The organism is Thermodesulfobacteriota bacterium (assembly GCA_035325995.1).
GTDB lineage: Bacteria > Desulfobacterota_D > UBA1144 > Nemesobacterales > UBA2774 > JADLGH01.
On sequence record DAOKYU010000013.1, the window covers coordinates 1 to 20,071 of the forward strand.

Annotated in this window: 15 protein-coding genes; 4 read left to right on the forward strand and 11 right to left on the reverse strand. The window is 55.6% G+C overall.

The features are described 5' to 3' along the window. Positions 1 to 751 precede the first annotated feature (751 nt). Entirely contained in the window at positions 752 to 3,823 is a 3,072-nt protein-coding gene (locus tag PKC29_13700) for a tetratricopeptide repeat protein (GenBank protein HML96473.1), read from the reverse strand. A 1,088-nt stretch (positions 3,824 to 4,911) separates the two neighbouring features. Next, positions 4,912 to 5,292 carry a hypothetical protein gene (locus PKC29_13705; GenBank protein ID HML96474.1) on the reverse strand — a complete coding sequence of 127 codons (381 nt, stop codon included), beginning with the start codon at positions 5,290 to 5,292 and terminating at the stop codon, positions 4,912 to 4,914. A 524-nt stretch (positions 5,293 to 5,816) separates the two neighbouring features. On the opposite strand from PKC29_13705, the gene PKC29_13710 reads away from it, so the two are divergent. Continuing rightward, entirely contained in the window at positions 5,817 to 6,311 is a 495-nt protein-coding gene (locus tag PKC29_13710; GenBank protein HML96475.1) for a VOC family protein, read from the forward strand. A gap of 153 nt (positions 6,312 to 6,464) precedes the next feature. Further along, positions 6,465 to 7,238, forward strand: coding sequence for a hypothetical protein (locus PKC29_13715; GenBank protein ID HML96476.1), 774 nt, complete (start codon positions 6,465 to 6,467; stop codon positions 7,236 to 7,238). 218 nt (positions 7,239 to 7,456) lie between these two features. Here the strand turns inward: PKC29_13715 and PKC29_13720 are convergent, their stop codons facing one another. The 7 genes from PKC29_13720 to PKC29_13750 all read right to left on the reverse strand — a co-directional run bounded on the left by PKC29_13720 (position 7,457) and on the right by PKC29_13750 (position 15,058). After that, entirely contained in the window at positions 7,457 to 7,843 is a 387-nt protein-coding gene (locus PKC29_13720) for a hypothetical protein (GenBank protein ID HML96477.1), read from the reverse strand. Positions 7,844 to 9,085: 1,242 nt separating this feature from the next. Further along, a complete protein-coding gene (locus PKC29_13725) occupies positions 9,086 to 10,714 on the reverse strand; it encodes a D-alanyl-D-alanine carboxypeptidase (protein ID HML96478.1) in 1,629 nt (542 codons plus the stop codon). A 208-nt stretch (positions 10,715 to 10,922) separates the two neighbouring features. Continuing rightward, positions 10,923 to 11,510, reverse strand: coding sequence for an IPTL-CTERM sorting domain-containing protein (locus PKC29_13730; protein HML96479.1), 588 nt, complete (start codon positions 11,508 to 11,510; stop codon positions 10,923 to 10,925). Positions 11,511 to 11,692: 182 nt separating this feature from the next. Further along, positions 11,693 to 12,106, reverse strand: a complete 414-nt coding sequence (locus PKC29_13735) for a very short patch repair endonuclease (GenBank protein ID HML96480.1) — start codon at positions 12,104 to 12,106, stop codon at positions 11,693 to 11,695. Continuing rightward, the gene (locus tag PKC29_13740; GenBank protein ID HML96481.1) at positions 12,103 to 13,029 is read right to left on the reverse strand and encodes a DUF4928 family protein; all 927 of its coding nucleotides are present in this window, start codon (positions 13,027 to 13,029) and stop codon (positions 12,103 to 12,105) included. The genes PKC29_13735 and PKC29_13740 overlap by 4 nt, the downstream gene beginning before the upstream one ends. Before the next feature lies 1 nt (position 13,030). Then, entirely contained in the window at positions 13,031 to 14,248 is a 1,218-nt protein-coding gene (locus PKC29_13745; protein ID HML96482.1) for a DNA cytosine methyltransferase, read from the reverse strand. 126 nt (positions 14,249 to 14,374) lie between these two features. Beyond that, positions 14,375 to 15,058, reverse strand: coding sequence for a hypothetical protein (locus PKC29_13750; protein ID HML96483.1), 684 nt, complete (start codon positions 15,056 to 15,058; stop codon positions 14,375 to 14,377). 981 nt (positions 15,059 to 16,039) lie between these two features. Here PKC29_13750 and PKC29_13755 point away from each other — a divergent pair. Next, entirely contained in the window at positions 16,040 to 17,110 is a 1,071-nt protein-coding gene (locus PKC29_13755) for a toll/interleukin-1 receptor domain-containing protein (protein ID HML96484.1), read from the forward strand. Between the two features lie 14 nt (positions 17,111 to 17,124). Here the strand turns inward: PKC29_13755 and PKC29_13760 are convergent, their stop codons facing one another. Next, positions 17,125 to 18,336 (reverse strand): Fic family protein, encoded by a 1,212-nt coding sequence (locus tag PKC29_13760; protein HML96485.1) that lies wholly within the window; start codon positions 18,334 to 18,336, stop codon positions 17,125 to 17,127. A 178-nt stretch (positions 18,337 to 18,514) separates the two neighbouring features. Then, a complete protein-coding gene (locus PKC29_13765) occupies positions 18,515 to 19,120 on the reverse strand; it encodes a DJ-1/PfpI family protein (GenBank protein HML96486.1) in 606 nt (201 codons plus the stop codon). Positions 19,121 to 19,339: 219 nt separating this feature from the next. On the opposite strand from PKC29_13765, the gene PKC29_13770 reads away from it, so the two are divergent. Next, entirely contained in the window at positions 19,340 to 19,927 is a 588-nt protein-coding gene (locus PKC29_13770) for an IPTL-CTERM sorting domain-containing protein (protein ID HML96487.1), read from the forward strand. Positions 19,928 to 20,071 lie beyond the last annotated feature (144 nt).

A 20,071-nucleotide genomic window follows, 5' to 3' on the forward strand; every position in this document is an offset into this window, starting at 1 on the left:
GGAGGGAAGAGTAAGGTAGGTCGGATTTTTAACGCTCATCCACTCGATGTCTTCGGTGGGGCAGGTCAGGTGATTAAACAGGATAGACGACCGGGCGGTGCTATGAATTTCCAGGTCGGCTACGTCGGATTCCGGCACGCGAGCACACGTATGTGTGTTTCTCGGCATAGCAACGAAGTTGCTAAAATCACCTGAAGCGCGGCTGGTGATAATGGCAAGACTGCTGCTACTTCGATATCCAGCGGGCGTGGCCCGCCGGCCCGGAGGGGTATTGCTTCGCTGCATCCGGCTTCGCATGGCTTCGCCGCGACAAGCGCAGCTTGCAATTTAAAGCGGAATAGAAAGGCTAAATCCCCCCTTGCTCCCCCCTTTTCCTAAGGGGGGAAGAAAAGAATAAGATAAGACAAAGGATTAACTGAATGGGTTCCTGCTATTTTGATTTGAGCTGCTTTCGAGCTGTACTGGAGGTACTTAATTGCAGTCGGCCGGGGGCGTCCGAATACTCACTTGCTCGCATTCGTTGCAGGAATGACAGACATATGGTGATTCCTCGCTCGCTTGGAATCGTTGTTCGAGATGACAAAAGCGCTTGACGGATTGCTGGCGGAAATGGATTCCCAACCCGGCTTGGCCTGTAGCTTCGCCGCGGCAGGTAAAGACATTTGGGAATGACAGATTATAAGGATTGGGGGTGAAAAGAGAGATTGCTTCGCTTCGCTCGCAATGACGGATGGGTGGGAGCGCGGCGGCTTCAGCGCGGCTTTCGGGGTGAGGGGGCCTGCACCCGCTGTCTTTCGGCTGCGGCGAGGCGGTCGCGCCGCCGTTTGTCCCTCATGTGCTCCTCGATGCTGACGGTGGAGATCACGGGCCTTAACGTGTAGTCCGGCCTCATGCGGAACTCGAATTCCGAGTCGCGGGTCCTCTCGAAGAGCGGCAGCAGGATGATGGCGATTACGATGAATGTGAGCGTCGCGTAGAGTGTCCAGTTGACTTCGTAGGGGGCGATGAGCCGCCATACGAGAGGGTGTATGAAGAGGAGCGTGACGAGCGAGAGGACGAGCGCGCCGAACGCTATCCTCTTCGGCCACGGGCTCACGGGGTCCGACAGCCACCACCTCCAGAACGGCGGCCTCAGCTTGTTCTTCCAGATGTTCGAGAGCGTTCGCCGTGCGCGGGTTTCGCCGGATTTGTCCTCTTTCGCGCATTCGGCGAGCGCGGCCAGCGCGTTGTCGTAGTACTTCAGCCTGTAGTAGCAGTAGGCCGTGAAGTGGAGTATCTTCGCCCGGAGTGAAGGCGAAGCGGGCGCGGGCGTTTCGTGCCCGTTCATCATCCACGGCAGCGGGGGGGCCTCGGCGGCGGGCTCTTTTTCCGCGGCGAGGTTCCCGGCCTTTTCGAGGAGCGCGACGACCGACAGGAGGTTCTGCCTGAAGGCGGCGTCCTCCGTGCCGGGCCTTTCGAAAGCGAGGAACCGCGAGTACGCCTGCCAGAGGAGATGCCCCGGGTCGCCGGGGTCGTGCGCTGCCGCTTCCCTGAACGACTCGGCGGCAGCGGCGTAGTCCTGGCGCTCGAGCTCTATCTTGCCGCGCGTGGAAAGCAGCTCGGCGCTCGCGCCGATTTTGTCGACGGCGGCGCGTATTATGGAGTACGCGTTTTCTGTGTCGCCGAGCGTGAGGTAAATCCCCGCGAGACGGATGCGCGGGGCGCTCCACCAGCCTTCGAGGCCGACGGCCTCGGCGCAGGCGTCGATGGCGTCGTCGTAGCGGTGGAGGCTCGATAGGGCTGCGGCCTTGTTGCACCACGCTGCGGCGTTTTCGGGGTTGAGCGCCGTGGCCTCGCCGAACGCCGCGAGCGCTTCGTCGTATCTTTCCAGCCCGAGGAGCGCAGCGCCCTTCGCGTTGTGCGCGGCGCAATCGCCGGGGTCGAAAGAGAGCGCCCTCTCGAAGGCTTCGAGCGCGGGGGCGTACTTGTCCGAGGCGAGGAGGGACGCGCCACGGCCGTACCAGGCCGCCGGACTCACGGGCGAGAGCTTTATCGCGGCGTCGTATGCGTCCACGGCATCGGAATACCTGCCCGCGCCGTAAAGCGCCCCCGCGAGCCCGAGGTTCGTGTCGAAGTCTCCGGGGGCGAGGCTCGCCGCCTTGCCGAACGCCCCGGCCGCGCCATCGACGTCGCCCGATTTCATGAGCGCGGCGGCCTTGCCGCTCCACGCCCGGGCGAGCGAGCCGTCGATAGACGCCGCCCTGTCGAAGGCGTATGCAGCCTCGTCGAATTTCCGCGCGCGGAGGAACGTCTCGCCAAGTCCGAGCCAGGCAGGGATGTGCTCCGCCTTGACCGCCGCCGCCCTCATATATGCCCCTACGGCGTCTTCGAGCTTCCCGAGCCGGAAGAGCGCGTCGCCGATGCCCGTCAACGTGAGCGGGTCGTCGGGCTTGAGCCCGGCCGCGCGGTCGAGCGCCTCGACGGCCTCGGAGGGTTTGTTCATTGCAAGGAGCGCCAGCCCTTCCCCCCGCCACGCGCCCTGGAGCTCGGGCCGCATCGCGATGGCCTGCCTGTAGAGCTCGACGGCTTTGCCGTGCGCCCCGAGGCCGGAGAGTGCGTCGGCCTGTCTCGTGACGGCGTCGGGGTCTCCGCCGTCGAGGGCTATCGCCGCGCCGTAGGCCTCGGCCGCCGCCTCGAATTCCCCGAGCTCGTTAAGCGCACCGCCTTTTTTGAGCGCGGCGCGGCGCTCGTCGGGCTTCAGCCTGAGCGCGAGGTCGAAGGCGCTTGCGGCGTCGCGGAGCTTGCCGATCTTATAAAGTGCGTCGCCTTTGCCTATCCACGCGAGGTAGTAATCCGGGCGGAGCTTTATCGCCCTGTCGAAGGCCGCGAAGGCTTCGTCTTCCCGCCCGAGCATGGACAGGGCAACGCCCTTTCCGATTATCGCGTCCACGTACGAAGGGTCGGCCGCTATGGCCTTGTCGTACGCCTCGGCGGCTTTTTCGAGCCTGCCCATCCCGGCGAGCGACTGGGCGTACATGTAGAGCGCGTCGCGGTAGGCGGGCGAGAGCCCCGTGGCGTAGGCGAACGAGTCGGCGGCGTCGCCGAACCTGCCGAGGCCGTAATAGGCGGAGCCGAGCCTGTACCAGCCGAAGTGGTCTTCGGGGAGAATGTTAACGGCGCGGGTGTAAGACTCCAGGGCCGAATAATAGTCGGCGCGGCGCATGAAGGAGTCGCCCTTTCTCGTCCAGGAGTGATGGTGGCGGGGGTCGGCCGCGATGGCCTTGTCGTATGCCTTGACGGCTTCTTCGTCGTTTCCCGTATCGTAAAGGGCGTCGCCCGTCCGGACCCACGCATCGGCGGATTCGGGGGAAAGCCGGGCGGCCTCGGCGTAGGCTTCCGCAGCCTCGGCGCGCCGCGAGAGGGCGGTGAGCGCCTCGGCCTTGCCGATCCATGCGGCATTGAAGTCGTAGAGGGTAGGGCCGTATTTTTCGGCATCCCTGTTTAATTTTGCGAGCTTGTCGAGGTGATACGGCTCGAAGCCGCCGTCCCGCGCCTTAAGGTGCGGTGGCTTATGTTTGACGGCCTCGTCGTACGCGGCAACCGCCTCTTCGTGGCGTCCCAGGGCCGAGAGGGTTTTCCCCCTGCCTATCCACGCGGCGTAGTATTCCGGGTCGGCCGCAATGGCCGCGTCGAAGGAGGCGAGGGCGTTCCGGTAGTCACCGGCGGAGAGGAGTCCCGCGGCCTTTGCGTTCAATTCGCCCGCGGACGGGGCTCCGCCCCCGGCCTTCCGGCCGCCGAGCAGCGAAGACGCGAACGAGAATATTCCCCTTTTGGATGAAGGCATAAATTCGGCAATAGTTTACAAGAGCGGTGAGGATTTCTCCAGCGGGCGTGGTGCGCTCGAAAGTCAGCGGACACGGTCCGCCGGTGGCGAAGGGGAAGTTCTATATTTAACTGATAAGAGTGGTGCAAGGGTTTTCTACTTTTGACTGACCACACACATACGTGTGATTTTCGGCGTAGCGGGTCAAGAGACTATAGGTACCGTAAGCGCGGCTGGGGACAATGGCAAAGCGCTGCCACTTCGATTGTTTACTGCTGGGGGTCTCCAGTGGCTGAAGGGGAAGTTCTGAGCTAGCTGGTAAGGGTGGTGCAAGGGCTTTCTACTTTTGCCTGACCAAAAGTAGCAAAAGTCACGGGCCGGGAAAAATTCTGCTAAAAATTTTCGCTTCTTCACTAAATTCTCCAAATACTATACCCCCACCCTGACCCTCCCCCTGGGAGGGGGAGGGAAGAGTAAGGTAGGTCGGATTTTTAACGCTCATAAGCTCGATGTCTTCGACGTGGCAAGGCTGGTGGTTAAATGGAACAGACGACCGGGCGGTGCTATGAATTTCCAAAGCTGCTACGTCGATATCCTGCACGCGTGGCGTGCGCGAATTTTGACGGCCCGGAGGGGTATTGCTGCGCCGCGCATGCGGCTTGCAATATTATGGGATGAAAGATAGATCTCTCACGTTTGTTCGAGATGACAAAAGTAAAAGACTAGATCCTGAAACAAGTTCAGGATGACTGAAACAGGGAGATTCCTCGCTCGCTCGGAATCGTTGCAGGAATGACAGGCTAATACAAAATCCTCCCTAACCCCCCCTTTTTCTAAGGGAGGATGAAAGATTATAGGAAAAGGATTAAATCTCTTGCGTCGATATGGCGGGGACGGGGCCCTTCCGTCTCCGTGCCGGGGCGGTCGGCAAGCCGCTCCGATCCTGTATCGCGCTGCGCCGGACGAGCCGTGCACCGAATCCCGGGCGTTGCCGTCGGAAAGCAGGCGGAACTCTCCCGTCGGCAAAACGCCGGGATTATTGCCCGCCACGCTCGCGGTGATATGCGGCGAAGCGGCGGAATTGCCGGACGCGGTGTGCGTCTACCGGATTAGCTGTCGTAGATCATGCCGAGGTCGGATACCCGCACCGGCGTCGGTTTCCCACGCCCGTCGGATTCGTACATCGCCTCGTCGTACGTCCTGTGCAGCTTGATGAAGGAGAGGACTCCTCCCGGCCCCCATTCGTTGGAGCACCAGAGGGTGTTGTCCGCGTCCAGGCCGCGCACCACTTCGGGCTCTATGTAGAGCTTCCGCGGTGAGCTGTTGCGGAACGCCTCGGCGTTCGCCCAGTCGCTGTACACGGAGACAAGCTCCCTGTTCGAGTACCTGTCGAGGAATAACACGCAGTAAAGCGTTACCGCGTTCCGGCCCTTCCGGGGGCCGCCTACCGGACCGCCCGGTATCAGTGTTAGTCTTTTCGTTTCTATCATGAAAAATAGGATACCCAAGGATTGTGAAAATCGTATGAATGCGGGTGGGTGATTTTCGGCATAGCGCAGGAGGTGCTAAAACCGTCTGAAGCGCGTCAGGTGGTAATAGCAAGACTGCTGCTACTTCGGAATCCTGCACGCGAGGCGTGCAAAATCATCGTTCCTTCGCTAAATCCTCTAAATACTATACCCCCACCCTGACCCTCCCCCTGGGAGGGGGAGGGAAGAGTAAGGTAGGTCGGATTTTTAACGCTCATCCACTCGATGTCTTCGGCGGGGCAAGGCTGGTGATTAAATGGAACAGACGACCGGGCGTTGCTATGGATTTCCAAAGCTGCCACGTCGATATCCTGCACGCGAGGCGTGGACACGTAGTGTCGTTTTCGGCATAGCGCGATAGTTGCTAAGACCACTGGAAGCGCGTCGGGTGATAATAGTCGAGCGCTGCTGCCACTTCGATATCCTGCGGGCGTGGCCCGCCGCCTTGCGGAAATCGGCGGTTGATATATGCTTAAGCTCCCTGAATGAGCATTCGATTTGCCCACGCAAGCATAACGGCCCGCGACCTCGCGAAGCTCGCCGAGTTTTACGGCAACGTTTTCGACTGTGCCCCGGCGCTCCCGGAGAAGAGCTTTTCCGGGGATTGGCTCGAAAAGGGGACGGGCGTTCCCGGTGCGGCTTTCAGGCGCGTACACCTGAAATTCCCCGGTGACGATGGCGAGGAGGCCCCGATACTCGAAATTATAGAGTACGAGGTTTCGTCCGACGGCTCGCCCCACGCGCCCGCCAACAGCAAGGGGCTGAGGCACATAGCCTTCGAGACGGAGACCGTCCAGGAGCTTAAGCGCCGGAAAGAGCTCGTGCTGACGCACGGCGGCGGCAAGCTCGGCGAGATAACGTCGCGGAGGATAGAGGGCGTGGGCGAGGTCACGTTCGTTTACCTTACCGACCCCGAGGGCAACATAGTCGAGCTCGTCAACTGGCAGGAGCCCGGCCCTATGCCGCCCGTGGAAGAATAACGGCGGCATTTGTAATGCTGCATTCCAGTCCGATTTCCCTCCATTGCAAAAATAATAAATCTTAAATGTTTATTTGTGATTTTATTGTTTTTTCCAGTATAATGAGACGCCATATTTATATATTCCTAAATATCCCGAAGGAGGATAAAAATAATGAGAAATGTGTTACTCGGATTCGTGCTTGCGCTCTCGCTATTCGCTGTCGGCGGGATTGCGAAGGCGCAGGAAACCATCACCATCCTGGCGGACTCCCCGGATGTTGGAAACTGCTACCCATTTGCGGATGCCAGTGCATATGACCTTGGCGGGTGGGGGCCGTACATGGGATTCGTGTACCGGAACATTCCGCCTTTCACGCTCAAAGCGGGGGATATTCTCGCGTTCGACCTGGGTGCGTTGAACGGGGCGGATGTCCAGGTGGACATAGAGCTTGCCGCGGCGACGTCTAACGGCGGCTCGGACCCTGCGCTGCCGTACACGAAGGTGGTGTCTAACACGCAGATACCTCTCAACCCCAACGGGGATACGATAATAGGGAATTACGAGATGCAGTTTACAGTCGAAGCGCCGTTCGACTTCCCGGGCGGCGGGCTTATAATCCGTTTCTCCAATGCCGGCGGGGAATACGCTTCCTATGATAATTGCGACCAGGTGCTTGTCCGTGCTTCCGCTTCCGACTCGTCCGGTTATTTCGTCGAGCGGTTCTTTTATGACGAGGACGGTGTTCCGCCTTATGACGAGCGGACCGGAGATAGCATCGGCGGATTCAGGGTGATTATTTCAGACGTTCCTCCGCCCACGCCTCCTCCTCCGCCGGTTGTGGAGCAGATTCCGACGATGTCCGAATGGGCCATGATAGCGGTAGCGGCCGGGCTCGGCTTACTCGGCGCGTTCTATGCCATAAGCAGGAAGAGGCTGTCGGCTTAACGGGCCGGATAGATCGATTCGATATAGGATATGAACCCTGTACGTTCCCTTCCCCCTTCGCAGGGGGAGAGGGGCGTGCAGGTTTTTTTTCGTCATAGCGCGGTGGTTGTTATAGTCACACGTAGCACCTTCGGAGGCTGGAAGCGTCTGAAGCGCGGCTGGTGGCAATGGCAGAGCGCTGCCACTTCGGTATCCAGCGCTTTAATTTCTCGCGGGCGCTACGGGCTCGACACGGGCTCTCTAGTGAAGCAGAAATATTCCTGCTCGCCGTTGACCAGCCCCGAAAGAAGCACTACGCCCGGCTGCTCGGACTCTTCGACGTTGACGCTGTAGAACGTATCTCCACACTGGAGCGTGAAGCAGTCGAAGGCGGAGCAGCTTAATTCCGGGAAAGGCAGGAAGAAATCCGCAGACATTGGCGGGTCGCCCCCTGTCGATCCGCAGAAGAACGGCTCGCAGATGTCCGCAAGCGTTTCGGCCGGGCAGTCGCTGTCGATGAGGTCCTGGTCCGATGCGCACGAGCTTACCGGGCCGTCTGAACCGCTGTCGCAGGATGAAAGTAAGAAGAGACAGAGCAGGAGCGGGGACAGAATAAGTTTCTTCATAACCTCATGGTATTAAAAATACGTGTATTAGTCAAGAAGTTAATTCGATGTAATGCGCAACGACGATGATGGCCACAAAGAAAAGGCTCTCGATGAATTGCGGGCGGAAGTGAATTCCCGACCGGCTTCGCCCACGGGCTTTTAGGCTTCGCATGGCTATCAGGCTATGCTTAGGCTTCGCCCCGACAAGCGCCGCGACAAGTGCGGCTTGCAATATTATGATTGGGGGAGGCTTATGCATCGGAAGCGCGGCTGGAGATTGTGGCAATGCCCTGCTACTTCGAAAGCTGGTGGAGGCTGTGTGGTTGGCGTCCTTGCGGGGGACGTTCCGAGTTGGCTCATAAATTGGGAGAAAGTGTTTTCTACTTTTCCTAGATGAAAAGTAGCACACACGTAGTGTGTTTTACGACGTAGGATGTTCCGAGACTATAACCACGTGAAGCGCGTCTGATGATAATGGCAACGACGCTGCTACTTCGAATGTCAGCGGACACAGTCCGCCGGGCCGGACACGTAGTGTCTTTTTCGACATAGCATAGAAGGTGCTAAAGTCACTTGAAGCGCGTCAGGTGGTAATAGCAAGACTGCTGCTACTTCGGAATCCTGCACGCGAGGCGTGCAAAATCATCGTTCCTTCGCTAAATCCTCCAAATACTATACCCCCACCCTGACCCTCCCCCTGGGAGGGGGAGGGAAGAGTAAGGTAGGTCGGATTTTTAACGCTCATCCACTCGATGTCTTCGACGTGGCAAGGCTGGTGATTAATTGGAACAGACGACCGGGCGTTGCTATGAATTTCCAAGTCGGCTACGTCGAATTCCGGCACGCGAGCACACGTATGTGTGTTTCTCGGCATAGCAACGAAGTTGCTAAAGTCACTTAAAGCGCGGCTGGTGTCAAGGGCAGAACGATGCCACTTCGATTGTCTGCGGACACAGTCCGCACGGCCCGGAGGGGTATTGCTGCGCTGCTTATGCAGCTTGCAATATTAAGGGATGAAAGGCGGATCTTTCACGTTTGTTCGAGATGACAAAAGTAAAAGACTAGATCCTGAAACAAGTTCAGGATGACTAAAACAGGGTGATTCCTCGCCCGCTCGGAATCGGTGGGAATGACTGACACGTAGTGTCGTTTTCGACATAGCGCCGAAGTTGCTAAGACCACCTGGAGCGCGGCAGGTGGTCTTAGCCTTGCGCTGCTACTTCGATATCCTGCACGCGTGGCGTGCCGGACGTGGTCCGCCTAAAAGTCGCGCCAGAGTATCGCGGATATCGTGCCCTCGTCCTGGAATATGTCGAGAAGCTGATCGAATTCGGTTATCGGCACTTCGTTGACGACGAGCTGGTATATGAGATTCCTGCCGCTCTTTGCGTTTATGTATCCGCCGAAGGCCTGGCCCTTGATGACGAGTCCCGATTCGTCGCCCGCGGCGTACGTGCCCGTCTTGGCGCGGACCTGTCCCGTGGCGCCGGCCAGTGTCGGGTCGGACTGGAAGTCCGTCACGAAGCCGAGCGAGCCGTCTACGCCGAGTATGGGCAGCGCATCGTAGAAGGCCGCGAAGTCGGTCTGCCCGGTCATTATGCGGAGCCATTTCGTAACGGCGCGGTTCTGCGCTGTGGTGTCGCCGCCGCCCGAGCCGTCGACGAAGAAGAACTCGTTGCCGGGTATGCCGTGCACGTTGACGAGCGACTCTCTTTCGGCCGCGAGGGCGTCGTTCATGCTATCGACTCCCCTGGCTACTCCCCACAGAAGGAGGCTCGTGTCCGCGCCGATGTTGTAGCTGACCTTGAGCACGAATTTCGCGTGCTGGGCCTCGGTGAGCGATACGAGCGACGCGACTATGGTGTCGTCCGAGTAGGAGTCCTTCGGGGGAAGAAGGCCGACGGGGTTGTCGGCGACCGTCGGGGCGTCCACCTCGACGCCGGCGGCTTCGAGCTGCTCGATGAGCACCGTGCGTGCGTAGTTCTGCGGCTCTACTATGCGGAACGTGCGGATGAGCGGGAAGGCGTTCGTGAGCGGCGGCACGAAATCCACCGGAAGATCGCCGGATACTTCGCCCGTGCATCCCGGCGTGCCTATGCAGGCGGGGAACTCGGGATCGAGCTCGACGTCGAATTCGGTGCCTGGCGCTGTGGTCTCGATAGTGGACTGGACATCGAGCGCGGCGGATACCGGGCGCCATTCGACGGATGCCGGGTTGCCGGCGGTCGTCGGGTCGATGGTGAGGTCTACGCAGTCGTCGTTAATGAATATCGGCCTTATCGCGAAGTTGCCCTCGTTCCTGAAGGGGAAGGGGACGAAGAGCCTGTCGTCTATTACGACGTCGCCCGTTACGCGCGTGATGCCCGCGGCCGCAACCTGCTCCGCCAGGTTTATGTATCCCCGGATCGGGTTGGGCGTGGAGAGCACGGCGTTGCCTAGCGAATCGGCCTCGTTGTGGTCGAAATTGGTAATCGCTATCCGGCCGTCGGGGAGTGTCCTGCCGCCCATCGTGAGGTCGCCGGTCGCGACGAGTATCAGATCGCCGTCGAGGACGCCGTCGGGGTCGATAGCTCCCTGAACGTGGATGGGCGTCGTGGTCGTGTGCCCCGCGCCGACTTCGTTGATGAGCTCGCCCACGGAGAATACCTTGCGGACCGAGCCTATGAAGAAGTTGTAATCGGGCCTGAGGTCGATGAGCACTTCGCCCGTGTCCCGGTCTTCGACGCGGAGGCCCCACGCCGCGCCGTCGTAAAGCGGCTTGTCGAATACCGCCTGTACGTCCGGCGGTATTTCCGAGCCGCTCTTGTTGTTATCGCCGCAGCCTCCCGATGCGCCGAACGCCGCGGCGACGAGAATCAGTAATGTGAATATGAACCCCGGTTTTTTCATTTGCCCCATCCTCCTCCGGAATGGAATTGCGATTGGTGAACTATAACTATAACCTCGAAATATGCCGCCGCGCCAGAGTTTTGAAAAAAGGCTTTTATAATGGAAAAAAGAAAGAAAAGAAAGACCGGAAACGCCTGAAAATGGAAGGGGAGCCGCGGCGGGCTCCCCTTTGTAAGCTGCACTATATACTGATTATTCGACGCTTAGCTTAGGCCTGCACTTTCCTTCTGCGTATGGCCAGGAAGCCGATTACGGCCAGGACCGCGGCAGTCAGCATCATTCCCCATTCGGACATCGTCGGGATAGTCGTCTCTATTACGGGCGGGGGAGCCGTGCCTGTATCGCAGCAGAATATCTCGACCTGGGTCTGGTCGGTGGGGGCGCACTCTGTTTCGACAAACGGCTCGCACGGGATAGTTCCCTCGCAGAACATGCTGATAGCGCCCGTCCCGTCCACTACGGGGCCGCCCGGCCCGCCGGGCCCGCAGCCCTCCTGCTTCCTTCCCGTCCAGATGCCGACGTCGTAGCCGTTGGACGCGCAGACGTACTGCGCCCAGGCGTTGGCCTGGTCGCAGGCGTTCGTATTGCAGTTTCCGAAGCTGTCGAACGGGTTACAGGCCTGGTCGGGCCACGCATCAGTGCCTTCGCTCCATTTCACGAGCATTCTCTCGGGGTTCTGGCATCCGGAAACGGCCTCCGTCAGGCAGGCTTCGGGGGGCAGGTCGGGGAGCTGTGCGTGGAGAGACGGCGCAGCGGCAAGGAAAGCAAGAAACACCAACGTAGACAAAATTTTCATCATTCCGCTCCTCGCTAAATATTTAATTGATGCCCCATTATACTATGTGCGGAGAAGGGATAGAAGTGCTTTTGGAGCGGAGATGAAAATCGCGGCGGCCGGCCGGAAGCGCTGTCAGAGGCACCCGGAGGGGGTATATTTCAGGAAAAGATGAGACGTTTGAAAAGTATTAATGTGACCGACTATTTAGAGCCGAGAAACGATTTTAATATACATTTAAGGTCTTCAGGATTTTTTAATTGACATTCCCAAATCGTTAAAGTTCGCCATCCTAACAGCAGCAATTCTTGAGTATGTTTTTGATCTCTAATCTTATTTCGTTGGATTTTCATTTGCCAATAAACTTGATTTGTTTTTGGTCTACGATTACCTCTAGTGCAATTATGACCATGCCAAAAACAACCATGGACAAAAATAACTTTTTTTCGAGACGGAAAGACTAAATCAGGTTTTCCTGGTAGCTCTTTTTTGTGGAGTCTGTAGCGATAGCCAAGGCAATGTGTGAGAGATCGTACAATAATTTCGGGAGACGTATTCTCACTATGTACCCTACTCATTATCCAGCTTCGTTTGTTTTTAGAGAAGGTATCAGTCATTGTGAAACCTGAATGCGAAGGCTCGGATCAGTCTCACACATATCTATGATGCGATTATATTCACTAACCAACTGTTCGGCGGTCGTCCGTCTGCCGGACTGAGCAAATTTTCCAAGCTCGTAAAGATTTCCAGCCAAAAACTGCTCGGCTTCAAATACATCTATCCTTTCTCTAATCCCCATCTGATCTGCGTATCCTTCAGCTGACGCTACCCCTTTGTTAATTGTTATTATTATTGGTTTTAAACTTTTATCTAAGTTTTTCGTACACTTTTGCATTAACGCGTCCGTTGGAAAAACTGTCACATGAATTGCTACGTCTTCGATGAGAAAATCTGCATCCCTTTTCGATGATTCATCAGCAACAGAAGCACCATGATGCTCAACTGCTTTATCCATGATCAAACTTAACTTGGCTCCAACTAAATGTTGAAGCATGGTTCCAACGAATGTCGTCCCAGGAGACTCCGATTGCCTTTTCTGTGCTTGATCTAAAAGATTATGAATTACCGATCGAATTGATTTGTATGTGTCAAAGTTCAAAATGAATGGCTTCGCTGCGAAGTATTCCTTAACTCGCTCAATCCACCATTGTTCAACAATTGCAAGATCTACTTCTCCCTTCTGGTGAAGGTCATTCAAGAATTCCAAGTATTTTTTCGTTTTGCCGATGCTTCCTCGGCTGGTTCTTCCACCTTCTTGAGCCAGCACTCGTTCTATATCATAATCTTTGAGAATGCTCTGAACTCTGGCTTTCCCCAAGTTTTTAACTTGTCCACCTTGTTCAGTTAGAAGTTCATCTGACTTTATTGGGAGTCCATGTTCTTTAGCATGTCTGGTGACAACTAACGCCACTGATAACGGACCTTTCCCCTTCATTTTATTGTCCAAGGCAAATTTGTGCAGCAATTCGTATATCTTCATATTATGTATCTGCACTATAAGCTAGAGGTGAGAGAAGGTAACGAGCGATGTAACGAGTAACGGGTACGGCAACTGCATCTCCCATTGCGAGGTACCCATCGTTATATGATCCGGGAATCTTATATGAATCTCGGACTCCCATAAGCCTAGCTGCTTCTCTCACAGTAATAAGGCGTGTCTTCCATGAACCATTTTGGCGTATAACCAAAAATTGTCTACTGCTTCCTCCCTGAGGCGTTCTTAAGCAACCTGCCGTGCTGTCAAAGCGCAATTCAAGGACTTGGCGGCCATTTCTTATGCGTTTATATCCGGGGAAGATCGAATGGCCCTTCCTATAAGCAATTTCTATTTTTTCTCTATGTCTTTCCGGGATGAGATTTAGGATCTGTGTATTTCTTCGATCATCATATGTAGAGGCGTCCAAATCAACTATATCTTCAAGGTTTATACTTCTAGATGATGGTTGTGGAATACGCCACCAAATCCATTTAGATAAACTTTTTGCCGCATTTTGCAGAGATACTGGATGACACCATATGGGGTGTATCGATTCGAATTCTGATGTATCCATGTTTTTATTTACCGCAATTACAAAAACTCTTTTTCTCGATTGAGGAACCCAGTAGCTTGCATCAATAATTACAGCGCCGACTTTGTAACCTCTTTCAATGAAAGCCTCATGCAATTGTCTATAGTGGACTCCATTTGACATAGATATAAGCCCTACTACATTTTCTGCTACAACGATTGATGGTTTGATAGTCATTTCATCCATGACACGAAACCATTCCCATACCAAACCGCTTCTCTTTTTTGAAAGACCGCCCATATTACCCGCTAATGAAAGATCTTGACAAGGAAAGCTTCCCCATGAAAGAAAGGCTGGGGGTAATTCGCTGCCTTTTACATCTTCAATGGGACCGAGCTTGAAAATCCCTTTAGGGTGATTTGCGGTAAATACTGCAGCTTTCTTTTCTGAAATATCGTTGGCCCAAACCGGAGTAAAATAAGCTTTAAGCCCCTCACTAACTAGACCGCTTCCAGCAAAAAAATCTAAGAAAGGTAATCGGCCATTTCTTCGCATAGAACTACCTACTTCTTTTCGACTGTTGACATGTCGAAGTTTATAGTTTGTATATGGATACGAAAAGGCAATGTCTGAAGATACATAATCAGACTTTTCAATCTTAAGCGTCTTTATCTTTTTTGCTTGTTTCATCTATGTCGGCAAAATCAATAACGATATTTAATATACCTTGAGAATCAATTATGCTGAGTGCATCTATGAATAGCAATATTATAGAATAAAAAGTGAACCGAGTTTTTTTCGTTTTCTAAATAGAGTTCACAGAAGATCGTGGAGGTCCTGCGACAGGGCGGGCTCGACGGGGTATTTCACGCTCTCGTAGAATACGGAAAGATTGCAATCGGGGGTTGTGACGTTCTTCTTCGCGTCGAGCTCGATGGATATATCCGTCCTGTCCCTTACGGTCGGCCACACGTGCCTGAGCGAATATTTTCCCTCGCATATCTCTTCGGGGGCGGAGTACGGGTCGTCCTTTCGCGGGTTGTCGCCGTACTCGGCGACGCCGGCGGCCGGGGTGTCGAGCTCCTTCGATATGGCGAGGGATTTTTCTCTCATGAGGGAAACGTAGTCGGCCGGGTCGTCGAACGTGTCCCTGAGGTGTATGGCGGCCGTGGCGAGCTTGCCGTCCTCGAAGACGTAGACGAGGTCCCACGAGGGCTCGTTCCTGATCGTTTCGATGGTCACCAGCGCGTCGCGGGTTTCGCCGTTTTGATCGACTGTGACCGTGAAGGTTCCTTCCGTTTTATCGGGCTCGCCGCCGATTCGGTACGTAAGGATGTTCTCGCCCTCTTTCATGAGCTCGGCTTTCTCGGCCTTCTTGACCTCGGCCTTCGACATGCCCCACCTGGCGTCCCTTATGTCGGGCGTCTTGTCGCGCGAGCACGACGGCGCGAGAATGGCGAGCGTGAGGATCGCTATCGCGGCGATTGGGGAGTGTTTCATACGGGCCGCCTCGGTTACGGGATATATTATGTTCGCCCGATGGGATATCTGCAAGGGCGGCAGGCTCGGCCGGCGTAGGCAGGGGCCTAAAGGCGAGATTTTGAAATGATCCCGGATCGAGTCCGGGACATGGTTCAGAGACTTAAGCTCGGGAAGCGCGGTAGGTGGCAATAGCGTAATGCTGCTACTTCGAATGTGTCAGCGGACACTGTCCGCCGGTGGCGAAGGGGAAGTTCTGAGTTAGCTGGTAGTGGTGGCGCAAGTGTTTTCTACTTTTCCTTGATGAAAAGTAGCAAAAATCACGGGACGGAGGAAAATTGTGCTAAAAATCATCGCTTCTTCACTAAATTCTCCAAATACTTTACCCCCACCCTGACCCTCCCCCTGGGAGGGGGAGGGAAGAGTAAGGTAGGTCGGATTCTTAACGCTCATCCACTCGATGTCTTCGGCGGGGCAAGGCTGGTGATTAAATGGAACAGACGACCGGGCGTTGCTATGGATTTCCAAAGCTGCCACGTCGAATTCCTGCACGCGTGGCGTGCACACGTATGTGTGTTTCTCGACGTAGCACAGAAGTTGCTAAAACCATCTGAAGCACGGTTGGTGGTAATAGCGTAATGCTGCTACTTCGATTGTCCGCGGACACAGTCCGCACGGCCCGGCGGGGTATTGCTTCGCCGTTTACACGGCTTGCAATATTAGGGGATTTTCGACAAAACCACCTGAAGCGCGGCAGGTGGTAATAGCGTAATGCTGCTACTTCGATATCCTGCGCATGTGGTGCGCCGGCCCGGAGGGGTATTGCTGCGCCGCGTCCGGCTACGCGTGGCTTCGCCGCGACAAGCACGCGGCTTGCAATTTTATGTGTTTCGGTGAGCTGGCGTGATTCCATAACAGGCGTCAGGGCAGCGGTGCCGGTGTTCTGCAGAAATAAATAGACGTGCGATATACTTATAAGGATAAGACCGGGGGGCCCGTTACTTGCAGCACGACGTATTCATAAGCTTTTCGGACAGCGACAGGGAGATTGCAGAGACGCTCGCGGAGGCGCTTGAAGTAGAGGGCCTTTCGGCGACGCTCGGCCCGGCCGGGGCGCGGGGGAAGGCCGGAGAAAGGGCGGTCTACGAGGATATCGACGCGAGCGGGGCGCTCCTCCTGATCTTTTCGTGGAACGCGCGCGGGTCGCGGCGGCTGCTCCGCGAGGTCGAGCGGGCGGTGGACGAAGGGACGCCCGTCGTTTCCTTCCACGCCGACAAGACGCCGTTCGACCCCGAGCTCGAATATTATATCGCGCCCTCGCACAGGATATCCGCGCAGGGGGCTTCGGCAGGGCTCGCGGCCGGGCGGCTCGTCGAGACTGTGAAGCGGCTCGTCCCTCGCGGCGAGACGGCGGCGGACAGGGGGAGCACGGCAGTCGATGCCGGTGTGTTCGGCAGGCCGGATACGGGCGAGCTCCACGAGTTCAAAAAGCGATTGCAAAGGGAGGGGGACGAGCCGCGCCCCGAGGTGAAGCGCCCGGAATATTCTCCCCCGCGCAAGAGGCCCTGGACGAAAATCGCGATATCGGCGCTGGCCGTGCTGTTTATCCTCTACGCACTGGGCGAGCAGTTCGGCTATTACTCGGTCGGCGTTATGGCGGGGTGCGTCGCGGCGGCGGGTTTGCTGATCGGCCTCGCCCGGAGCAGGCGGCGCTCGCCGATGTTTCCGGCGCTGGCTCTGACGGGCGGGCACTTGCTGTGGTTCGCGGCGGGGCTCGTGGTGCTCGTGCTGGGAACCGCCGGAGGGAAGCCCGCGGGCCTCGACGGCATCTTGCTCGACGCGGGCATATTCGCCGTGTTCTTTCTCGGGCTCCTGCTTTGGCCGGGCGTCGTTTCGGGCGTGGCGAACGCCGCGATGTCGGTGCTCTTCATCTACCTGGGGCTGAACTCGATCGCCGGCGACTGGGCGCCGCCCGAGGTCGCAAGCGCCGTCACGCTGCACGCGCTCCTTTACGCCGCGACGATAATCGCGCTCGTGTACGGGATGGTGAAGGTGTGGTGGGCGAGGGGTTAATATTTAGCAAACATTCATTTTACATTGTATCTAATAAGTTCGAGTACGGAGAAATTTGGTTCGACGTATGTAGTTTTCGGATCATCCTTTTCACTTATCTTGATTAATGAGTAATCATTCATCTTTGCAAGATCCCTGTACCATGTGCTCGTAGTAACGTTCTTGTAAAGTGCCTGGACCGGTGGGCTGGATGTGAATTTCTCTAGCGGAACTGGTTGACCTTGATCGATCAGCAGGTCGATGATATCAACTATTCGCTGGTTAATTCGTATGTCTTCCGTTTTCTTGTTCTTTAGAAGGAATCGAGTATAGTCCTTCAGCATTATCTGCTTCAGCTTTTTAAGAACTTTCTCTTTGATTCTTGTAACTTCCTGAAGATAGCCTCTGAGGCCCCATTCGATGAAATTGAGCGGGTCGCAATTGGAACGAATTTCCCCGAGCCTTGCTATGTACTCATCCCTGTTAGCGCTCCAGAAATTCGCCAGTGACCAGAAGCAATATCTGTTAATACCGTTAAGGTATAAAATCAATGCTTCGAGTGCCCTTGCGGTGCGTCCGTTGCCGTCTGAGAAGGGATGGATTTCAGCAAGGTAGAAATGTGCGGTTATCGCCTTTACCAGAGGTTCTCGAGAAAGTAAATCTTTATACGGAGTATTGAGCCATTGGATAAATAATTTCATGGCCTGCTCGACTTCGGCCCTGTTGCGGCATATCCCTTCACGTCTTGGATATCCGAACGTGGCTTTATACTCTCCCCTGTAGTCACCGGGCGCATTCCCGACGTAGTCCAGATCAGCCGTGAATAGCTTGTGTATATGTCTGATTAAGCTTTCTGTGAATATGAAAGGCTTATTATCCGTTGTATGCAAATTGACTGTATCGATTATAAAGTCATAGACGTTTTTCGAGTTCTGGGCTTCGCGTTCTTTCCTGAGGAGCGTTTCGTTGACCGAGGCTTTGCGAAAAGATTCCTCGATTTCTTCGGTGCTGAGATGTATACCCTCGATAGCGAGCGTCGAGCCGATGGCCATATTCATCTCGCTTCTGATGATTTTGTCTGTTGAGCCGGGAAAAGAGGGGGTCTCTTTAATGAATTTATCGATGCTGTTGATTTCCGAGATAATATAGTTCAACTCCACAAACTTCTCAAAGTAATAGTCTTTATTCCCGTGTTGAAGTTTGTTCAATAAGTCGAATCCGATCAGTTTTTCGTGTGTTAGTGGCATTTCTTCTCCGCAATTAAAGATAAATGCTGCAAGATAAATTGTCAAATAAAATACGATAAAAAATGCGAGAAATATTAGGAAGAATAACTTAATCAATGATGATGGTTATGATAATACATAGCAAAATATGATTGCAAAAATGCGAATATAAATACAATAGATTGTGTAAATCCATTTTTTACTCTCCATGCCCATACTCCATCATTTCCGCAGCAGCGAGGGCGGCGTCTTCGCCGAGGAGGCGTTTCAGGATGTGGAGGGTCATGTCTATCCCGGCCGAGATCCCGGCGGATGTGATTATGCCGCCTTCGTCTACGTAGCGCGCGCCTTCGACGACCTCGACCCCGGGGAACATCCCGCGCATGCGGCCTATCGACATGAAGTGCGTCGTCGCGCGGCGTCCTTCGAGGAGCCCGGCCTTGCCGAGGAAGAACGCACCCGTGCAGACGGAGGCCGTGATCTTCGTTTCGCGCGAGCGCCTGCGTATGAAGTCGAGCACTGCCGGGTTGTCGTGCTCCGTCCTCTCGCCCGGCCCGCCGGGGACTATGAGCACGTCGAGGGGAGGGCACGAAGCGAAGTCGCAGTCGGGGATTACCTTCATCCCGCCCATCGCCGTCACGGGCTCTGCCGTCTCGGCGACGAGCAGAATCCGCACGGCGCAGGTGTCGGTTATGAACGGGGCTTCCGCGTGGCGGACGACGCTGAACACCTCGAAAGGACCGGCGAAGTCGAGCGCCTCGACGTTGTCGTAAATCAGGATTCCAGCGACGAATTTCGGGTCCATGTTCATGAGCGCGCCGTTGCTCCCGGGAGCGGTGAAATGATAACCAATGATCCGGCGGATTTCACTCCTTGCGGCCTCAAGCAGGGGGCGCGGTCGAGGGTCAAACGCCGCCGGATGGAGTCTCGGAGAATGTTTAGAAACTATTTTTATTGTTAGTTGACAATGAATAATGCCAAATAGTATGATTTCTTTTCATTAAATTACGAGTATGGAGGATATGTGAACAAAACGATCACTGCCGCTTTGTTTTTATTGTCGATTTTATTTTTAGGGCTGCCTGCCGCGAGCGAAGCGCAGCCGGTGTTGAATCCGGAAAACGGACATTATTATGAATGCGTTCCGTGCGGGAGGAATTGGACTCAGGCGAACCAATACGCCTACAGCCTGACATTCGACGACCTGCGCGGGCATCTCGCGACGATAACCACGCCCGAAGAGAATGCTTTTATCGCGGGGCTCGGCTGCGGCCTCTCCTGGCTGGGAGGTTTCCAGTCTCCGAGCGCCACTCAGCCCGACCAGGGTTGGCTATGGATAACCGGCGAGCCGTTCATATATACCGCATGGGCCCCGGGAGAGCCGAGCGGCGACTGTGTGGGGAATGATTGCAATAGCTGTCTCGAGTTCAGCGGTGAGCTGGGGGGATGGAACGATTTGCCGTGTCCGAATGTCAGGGAGTGCATAGTCGAATACGAGATGGAGGTCAGCGCGATTCCGACGCTGAGCGAGTGGGGGATGATCGCGGCGGCCGCGGGGTTCGCGCTCGTCGGGATGTTCTATGCGATGAGGAAGAGAAGGGCGTCGGCTTGATTTATATATAACAAGGTACACCCTCACCCCGGCCCTCTCCCCTAAAGGGAGAGGGTGAAATTAAGCAAATGGGGTTTAATTGCGATGGCGGGCATTTTGGGAATAGTCGGATTTATCGTTATGAACAGAAGGAAGGCGTCGGCT

What these genes read in the sequence shown, in the direction of transcription:
- PKC29_13700 (HML96473.1), bottom strand. Translation starts at nt 3,823, where the DNA reads ATGCCTTCATCCAAAAGGGGAATATTCTCGTTCGCGTCTTCGCTGCTC.
- PKC29_13705 (HML96474.1), bottom strand. Translation starts at nt 5,292, where the DNA reads ATGATAGAAACGAAAAGACTAACACTGATACCGGGCGGTCCGGTAGGC.
- PKC29_13710 (HML96475.1), top strand. Translation starts at nt 5,817, where the DNA reads ATGAGCATTCGATTTGCCCACGCAAGCATAACGGCCCGCGACCTCGCG.
- PKC29_13715 (HML96476.1), top strand. Translation starts at nt 6,465, where the DNA reads ATGAGAAATGTGTTACTCGGATTCGTGCTTGCGCTCTCGCTATTCGCT.
- PKC29_13720 (HML96477.1), bottom strand. Translation starts at nt 7,843, where the DNA reads ATGAAGAAACTTATTCTGTCCCCGCTCCTGCTCTGTCTCTTCTTACTT.
- PKC29_13725 (HML96478.1), bottom strand. Translation starts at nt 10,714, where the DNA reads ATGAAAAAACCGGGGTTCATATTCACATTACTGATTCTCGTCGCCGCG.
- PKC29_13730 (HML96479.1), bottom strand. Translation starts at nt 11,510, where the DNA reads ATGAAAATTTTGTCTACGTTGGTGTTTCTTGCTTTCCTTGCCGCTGCG.
- PKC29_13735 (HML96480.1), bottom strand. Translation starts at nt 12,106, where the DNA reads ATGACTGATACCTTCTCTAAAAACAAACGAAGCTGGATAATGAGTAGG.
- PKC29_13740 (HML96481.1), bottom strand. Translation starts at nt 13,029, where the DNA reads ATGAAGATATACGAATTGCTGCACAAATTTGCCTTGGACAATAAAATG.
- PKC29_13745 (HML96482.1), bottom strand. Translation starts at nt 14,248, where the DNA reads ATGAAACAAGCAAAAAAGATAAAGACGCTTAAGATTGAAAAGTCTGAT.
- PKC29_13750 (HML96483.1), bottom strand. Translation starts at nt 15,058, where the DNA reads ATGAAACACTCCCCAATCGCCGCGATAGCGATCCTCACGCTCGCCATT.
- PKC29_13760 (HML96485.1), bottom strand. Translation starts at nt 18,336, where the DNA reads ATGCCACTAACACACGAAAAACTGATCGGATTCGACTTATTGAACAAA.
- PKC29_13765 (HML96486.1), bottom strand. Translation starts at nt 19,120, where the DNA reads ATGGACCCGAAATTCGTCGCTGGAATCCTGATTTACGACAACGTCGAG.